General features: G+C 39.0%; 7 protein-coding genes. 4 read left to right on the forward strand and 3 right to left on the reverse strand.

Annotated elements, in window-relative coordinates; translation table 11 throughout:
• Positions 1 to 204 precede the first annotated feature (204 nt).
• Positions 205 to 387, reverse strand: coding sequence for a hypothetical protein (locus tag FTU83_RS16660; RefSeq protein ID WP_168377709.1), 183 nt, complete (start codon positions 385 to 387; stop codon positions 205 to 207).
• Between the two features lie 277 nt (positions 388 to 664).
• On the opposite strand from FTU83_RS16660, the gene FTU83_RS16665 reads away from it, so the two are divergent.
• The 3 genes from FTU83_RS16665 to FTU83_RS16675 all read left to right on the forward strand — a co-directional run bounded on the left by FTU83_RS16665 (position 665) and on the right by FTU83_RS16675 (position 2846).
• On the forward strand, positions 665 to 1870 hold the full coding sequence (locus FTU83_RS16665) for a DUF1615 family protein (protein WP_180107390.1): 1206 nt from the start codon (positions 665 to 667) through the stop codon (positions 1868 to 1870).
• Positions 1837 to 2466, forward strand: coding sequence for an HAD-IB family hydrolase (locus FTU83_RS16670; RefSeq protein ID WP_180106575.1), 630 nt, complete (start codon positions 1837 to 1839; stop codon positions 2464 to 2466). Before FTU83_RS16665 ends, FTU83_RS16670 begins: the two co-directional genes overlap by 34 nt.
• A gap of 176 nt (positions 2467 to 2642) precedes the next feature.
• Entirely contained in the window at positions 2643 to 2846 is a 204-nt protein-coding gene (locus FTU83_RS16675) for a hypothetical protein (protein WP_180003812.1), read from the forward strand.
• Positions 2847 to 2928: 82 nt separating this feature from the next.
• Here the strand turns inward: FTU83_RS16675 and FTU83_RS16680 are convergent, their stop codons facing one another.
• Both FTU83_RS16680 and FTU83_RS16685 read right to left on the reverse strand, forming a co-directional pair.
• Positions 2929 to 4023 carry an acyl-CoA desaturase gene (locus tag FTU83_RS16680; protein ID WP_168377711.1) on the reverse strand — a complete coding sequence of 365 codons (1095 nt, stop codon included), beginning with the start codon at positions 4021 to 4023 and terminating at the stop codon, positions 2929 to 2931.
• A 12-nt stretch (positions 4024 to 4035) separates the two neighbouring features.
• Complete coding sequence (locus FTU83_RS16685; RefSeq protein WP_180107392.1) at positions 4036 to 5103, reverse strand: ferredoxin reductase; 1068 nt, start codon at positions 5101 to 5103, stop codon at positions 4036 to 4038.
• 168 nt (positions 5104 to 5271) lie between these two features.
• Here FTU83_RS16685 and fabR point away from each other — a divergent pair, with 168 nt between their 5' ends.
• The gene (gene fabR / locus FTU83_RS16690; RefSeq protein ID WP_373684140.1) at positions 5272 to 5946 is read left to right on the forward strand and encodes an HTH-type transcriptional repressor FabR; all 675 of its coding nucleotides are present in this window, start codon (positions 5272 to 5274) and stop codon (positions 5944 to 5946) included.
• Positions 5947 to 6104 lie beyond the last annotated feature (158 nt).

The following is a 6104-nucleotide window of genomic DNA, read 5'->3' on the forward strand; positions in this document are numbered from 1 at the left end:
TAATGGAGAAATCTAATCGGTATGTTATACCTGAGAGAAGAGTGAGGAGTTATCCAAGGGTTGTAAAAGGAAAACCTCAAAAATACCCAAGAAAAAGCCAGTCAATCTCTTAACTGACTGGCATTACACCCGATGTGAGCTTTTTGCACAGACTGAGTATTCATCATCTATTGGATTGAAATATAGATTTACTGAACGATGATGTTAAAGATTTTCATCCTTCGTGATCATCACTGAGGTTAAAATTGGAACGGCAAAACAAGGTAGTAAGAGTAAGATCCAATATTCCACCATCGGTTTAGCCACAACAAAGTTAATAATGATTGCCCCCAATACCATAACTAACGCAATCAAACCCAAGAAACGACTGAAAAATTTAGCTGGCATAATAATCCCCTTAAAAAATTTATGGATTTCAGCTAGTATATACCTGCATTTTTTATAATCTGTTGAAAATGATATTGGAATATTCATCTATTTAGCTCAAAAAGCATTCTTTTTCCAATCATCCTGACAGAACTGCTTGTTTTTACACGCGTAGATCTCCATAAATAGATTGACAGTCCCCTATGAGACATATACATATTTATTCATTACTTATGTATTTTGCATAGTATACTGCACCTGCTTTGTCGCCCCCATATGGCTGAGTTTATTGGAAAATATGAACAAAACTTTTTCGACCCCATTATGCTTTAAATCCCTTTCTGTACTGGCTTTATCCATTGGCTTGGCTGCCTGTGGTAATGGTTCATGGTGGAGCAAAGATGAACCCACTATGGAAGCGGAACAGATTAAAAAAGCCATTCCACCTCGCGTGAATGAACGTCTTTCATGGGCCAATGATATCTATGACATTAGTGATCAGCTCGGTATTCCGACCACGAAAGAAAATGTCTGTACGATTGTTGCTGTGGTCGATCAAGAGTCCAATTTTGTTGCTGATCCGCATGTGCCGGGACTCGGTGAAAAAGCCGTTAAAGAAGTTCAAGATCGTCTTGAAGAAAAGTTTAAAGATAAATTGGGTGATGATATCGGTGGCACAGTCGCTGGCTATTTCCAAGATGTGTTAAAAAATCAGCCAAGTCCAGAAGATAACTATCTGAGCCAAATGCGCCGTGTTCAAACTGAACGTGAACTAGACGAGTTATATCGTGAAATTTTTGACTATATGTCTAAACATTATCACGTGAGTGCTTTGACGGGCGCAGCGAAACTGGTTGGACAAGATATTGGTGAAAAGCTCAACCCCATTACCACTTTGGGTTCCATGCAAGTTCATATAGGCTATGCCAAAGACCACAAACGCCAAGGTGGAAATATTGCTGCTCTACGTACTGACATGTATAGCCAATATGGCGGTTTGTATTACGGCATCCACCGTTTAATGATGTATCCAGCTGAATATGACAAACCGATTTATCGTTTTGCAGATTATAACTCGGGTCGTTATTCGAGTCGTAATGCGGCATTCCAAAGCATGTTGAATGACTTAACCCCTGCTGAGCTCGGCTTAGATGGTGACCTCTTACTTTATAATAAAGATGGTTCTCCACGTTCAGCAAAAAGCCAGTCTGAAACTGCGCTGATTGCCGTTTTTGCAGAAAACAATGTAATTGCAACTCCACGTCAAATTCGTTCAGATCTTAAAAAAGAAAAAGATCAGGACTTCGAAGATACTTTGACGTATAAAGCGGTCAAAAAGTTGTACCAAGAAAAGACTGGTAAAGAACCGTTTTATGCCATGATGCCTGAAGTCGTAATTTCTGGGCCGAAATTAAGCCGTGATTACAATACCAATTGGTTTGCCACACGAGTCGATGGACGTTATCAAACATGCATGCGCCGCATCAAAAACCTAAAACTCTAGCCTTATTCGATTTTGACGGAACCCTGTGTAATAAAGACAGTTTTACAGGGTTCATCTTCTATTCCCTGCCTAAACGACATATCGTGCGCCAAGGGATTAAAATTCTCCCTTGGATTCAAGGCTATTATCTCAAGCTATATCCTGCCCATGCAATGCGTCCTCGCCTATATGCCGCAATGTTTAGCCAAGCCAATCATGAGCACATTTTAAATCAAGCAGCGCAATATGCTGAACATTTGATGGCAGAACTCAATCCTTCACTGTATGAACAATTACAGCAACACCAAAAACGCGGTCATGAAGTCGTATTGGTTTCTGCATCCGTCGATTTATATCTTAAACCTGTGGCTGAAAAGCTCGGGGTCAAACTGATCTGTACTGAAACTGCAACCAATAACCAAAAACTGACTGGTTTATATGAAACCTTAGACTGTAGTGGTGAGCAAAAGAAAAATCGCGTTTTGGAGCAATTTAACCTTCAAGACTATGAGCATGTTTATGCCTATGGAAATAGCGATGAAGACCTCGCTATGTTCGAATTGGCCACCCACCATTTCATGAATGGAAAGGATAAACGCCTACCTGAACTCGACTAAAGTCGAGTGATTTAGTTTGGTTTATTAATCAAAGTTAACAATCACAAACTTAAATTTAAGTCGCTCTAATATATGATTAAATTTTGAAAATTCTGCTTTTATTTTGACTTTATAGTGTGCTATTTTTCTCATTAATTAGAAATAATGCGGTCAAATATTAAAAGCGGGAAAAGAATATGAATCAATTCAATCCACCGAAATATGTCAAAGGCCTCCATATTAAATTTGGCGAAAATCCATTTGTACTCCTTGCTCAATTTGCCTTCTCAGCCACTCGCCAGATGTGGACGAAAGAAGAAATTGAATTGGTCATTCGTATGGCTAAAAAAGGAAATTATATGAATTTGATTAAGATCCTCAAATTACATATCAAAAATTGAAATAAATATTTTCCCCAAAGTTAATATAAAAAAGCCATGCAATTGCATGGCTTTTTTTCCCGTAAATTTAGTGTAGCGTTTATTACTTTTTAAATGGAAACGCATATTTCACAATACGTTTTAGTACACTGCCGTACTGTTTCACTAAACTTGCGTTGTTATAGTTCAAACCATATTTTTCACAGACCGCCTGCACTTTTGGCGCCATTTTACGATAACGACGTGCAGGAACGTCAGGGTATAAATGGTGTTCGATCTGATGGCTTAAATGCCCTGTCAAAATGTGAAATGCTTCTGAACCAGTAAGGTTTGAAGAACCACGGATTTGACGCATGTACCAATGTCCACGGCTTTCATTTTCAAGTACTTTTTTCGGGAAAACTTCAACATCTTTGGTGAAGTGACCACAGAAAATAATACTAAATGTCCAAATATTACGAAGACCATTCGCAACGAGGTTCCCTGTGAGCACAGGTAATGCTGCAGGCCCTGCAATAAGCGGGAAGAACACATAGTCTTTAAATAATTGCTTGCCGATTTTGGCTTGCATTGGCTTCCATTCTTCTTTGGTCTGCTGTTTTGTTTTGCGACCTTTAAAGTATTTACCCAATTCAAGGTTTTGAATGGCAACACCCCATTGGAACAATAAGCAAAATGGAATGCTATAAATCGGTTGTAATAAATAGCCCGGCTTCCAACGCTGTTCTGGGAACAAACGAACGAGACCATAACCAATGTCATCATCCATACCTTTAATGTTGGTATAGGTATGATGTTTAAAATTATGTGTTTGGCGCCAGTTATCTGCTGTCCCTACGATATCCCATTCGTAGGTCTGACCATTGAATTTAGGGTCATTCATCCAGTCATATTGACCGTGCATGACATTATGACCCAATTCCATGTTTTCCATGATTTTGGCAAAACCTAAAAGACCTGTGCCTAAAATCCACGCTGGTGGGAACCAACCTGCAAACAATAAAGCACGACCTGCCATAGATGAATAACGAACTGTCGAATACACTCGGCGAATGTATTTCGCGTCTTTTTCACCTAAGTCATCTAAAACTTCTTGCTTAATGGCATCAAGCTCACGCGCAAGTTCGTCTAATTGCGATTGGGTTAACTCACGGTTTTTTGGATTTTTAAAATATTCAATTTTTACAGGCATGTTCATATTTTTTCTACCTTATAAATCAATAACAAGATCTGACTGTGCTGAGTTCACACAAATTTTGAGTAAATTACCCGGCTCTGTATTTTGGCTACCATTGACCATATTTTTAGTCGAACCTTCTACTTTGTTGCAGGCACATTTATTACAAATGCCCATACGGCAACCGTGATTAGGTTTGATATTTTGCTGCTCAAGACTTGCTAGAATTGATTGGCCTTTTGGAATACTGACGGTTTTATTGGATTGCGTAAGCGTGACATTCACAAAGCCAATATCATCCGTTGCGATTGGACTCATGCTAAATGCTTCACTCATAAAGCACTGTGCATGATCAAATAACGCTTCGGCCTGAGTGACGAAACCCGATGGACCACATGCAAACACAGTACTGTGCTCAATGTCGTCAATTTGAGCAGCGTGAGCGGCATTTAATCGTGGATCGGCAACATCTTCTTGGGTAAAGAAAATTTGAAATTTAAAGTTTGGATATTGATTTGCCAAAGCTTCGAAGCGTAATTTGAATGCAGCATCATCGTGATACTTAACCCAATACATTAACTGAATTGGTTGCTCCGCAATTTGCTTAGTTTTGCTCATCCCTTTCAACAAACTCAACATTGGCGTAATACCACTACCCGCAGCCAATAGTAGCAAGGGTGTAGAATTTGACACCAAAGTCATATCACCAAAAGGCTGACCAAATTCTAAGATGTCACCAACTTGTGCTTGTTCTACCAGCCAAGTACTCACAATACCCGTATTCACTTTTTTTACGCTAAGCAATACGTGTTGATCATCTAACTGAGTCAAACTATAAGTACGTTCGTAACGGATCCCATTTACACGAGCAAAAACAGGATGATGCTGACCAGCTTCACCCATTTTAAACAAACGGTTCACCTGTATAGTTAGGCTGACCATCTCATTTGCTGCATTTTCTTTTTGTACAATTTTGCCGAGAGCCTGATTACCAGACCATAACGGATTAAATTTCTGCAACCAGAAATTTACCGCATTGACGTCTACAACACTGTCTTTGAGTGCGTTTAAAGGCTTTTTCGCTTTTTCGAGTACATGCATAATCAAATACAACTCATGGGAGGTTTTTAATTATTATACATATGTATATATATTTGTATATACGCTTGTGCATTTAATCGACATTTTCACAAAAGCTATTAGCAGACGCTATAATATGTTAATGTTTTTAATCTATTAAAAAATATGACTCAGTCTGCACAGACGAATATGGTTAACATGTACCAGGAAGAATTACATTCTGAAGCTGAAACTCCACTTACAGTTCGCACTGTAGGTCGTAAAGCAACGATTACCAAGGAAGAACTGTTTCAGGCAGCGCTTAATTTAATTGGTCCACAAAAAAGTATTTCATCACTGAGTTTGCGTGAAGTTGCACGTGAAGCTGGCATTGCTCCAAATAGTTTTTATCGTCATTTCAAAGATATTGATGAATTAGCCATTGAATTGATTGATCGAGCTGGCGGTGTGTTACGTCAAATTTTGCATGAAGCACGCCTTCAGGCATCACGCCAAAGCAGTATTATTCGTAGTTCAGTTGAAGTATTTATTCAGCAGCTAGATGCCGATGAAGGCAACTTAAGCCTTTTACTTCGTGAAGGCTATACTGGTTCGCATTCCTATAAAAATGCAGTTGAGCGTCAACTTAACTATTTCCAACAAGAATTAAGAGAAGATTTAATCGTCCTAGAACGTTTAAATCAGAGTAAGTTGGCTCATCCTGACATCGTGGCACGTGGTATTACCCAATTGGTGTTTAACATGGGTGCAAAAGTCATTGATCTACCGACAGAACAACGCAAAGAAGTTGCCGAACAAACCATGATTATGATTCGTATGATCCTGGAAGGCGCTCGCCATTTAGATGAAGCACAGATTCGCTAAAAATTAGCGGTCAAAAAAAGGAGACGTTCAGGCACTGCTGTCCCATAGTTTGCTTTAAATAAAAAAACCTGAGTCCTAACAGTTAAAATATGAGTGCAAACAAACACTTTAACGACCAGGATTCAGGTTTTGTCACATCAGAATACCGTATTTCATGA

It is taken from the genome of Acinetobacter sp. YH12152, from assembly GCF_013418285.1.
Classification (GTDB): domain Bacteria; phylum Pseudomonadota; class Gammaproteobacteria; order Pseudomonadales; family Moraxellaceae; genus Acinetobacter; species Acinetobacter amyesii.

Excerpts from the sequence above, each read along its gene's own strand:
- FTU83_RS16665 (WP_180107390.1), top strand. The coding sequence starts at position 665 with ATGAACAAAACTTTTTCGACCCCATTATGCTTTAAATCCCTTTCTGTA.
- fabR (WP_373684140.1), top strand. The coding sequence starts at position 5,272 with ATGGTTAACATGTACCAGGAAGAATTACATTCTGAAGCTGAAACTCCA.
- FTU83_RS16680 (WP_168377711.1), bottom strand. The coding sequence starts at position 4,023 with ATGAACATGCCTGTAAAAATTGAATATTTTAAAAATCCAAAAAACCGT.
- FTU83_RS16675 (WP_180003812.1), top strand. The coding sequence starts at position 2,643 with ATGAATCAATTCAATCCACCGAAATATGTCAAAGGCCTCCATATTAAA.
- FTU83_RS16670 (WP_180106575.1), top strand. The coding sequence starts at position 1,837 with ATGCATGCGCCGCATCAAAAACCTAAAACTCTAGCCTTATTCGATTTT.
- FTU83_RS16685 (WP_180107392.1), bottom strand. The coding sequence starts at position 5,103 with ATGCATGTACTCGAAAAAGCGAAAAAGCCTTTAAACGCACTCAAAGAC.
- FTU83_RS16660 (WP_168377709.1), bottom strand. The coding sequence starts at position 387 with ATGCCAGCTAAATTTTTCAGTCGTTTCTTGGGTTTGATTGCGTTAGTT.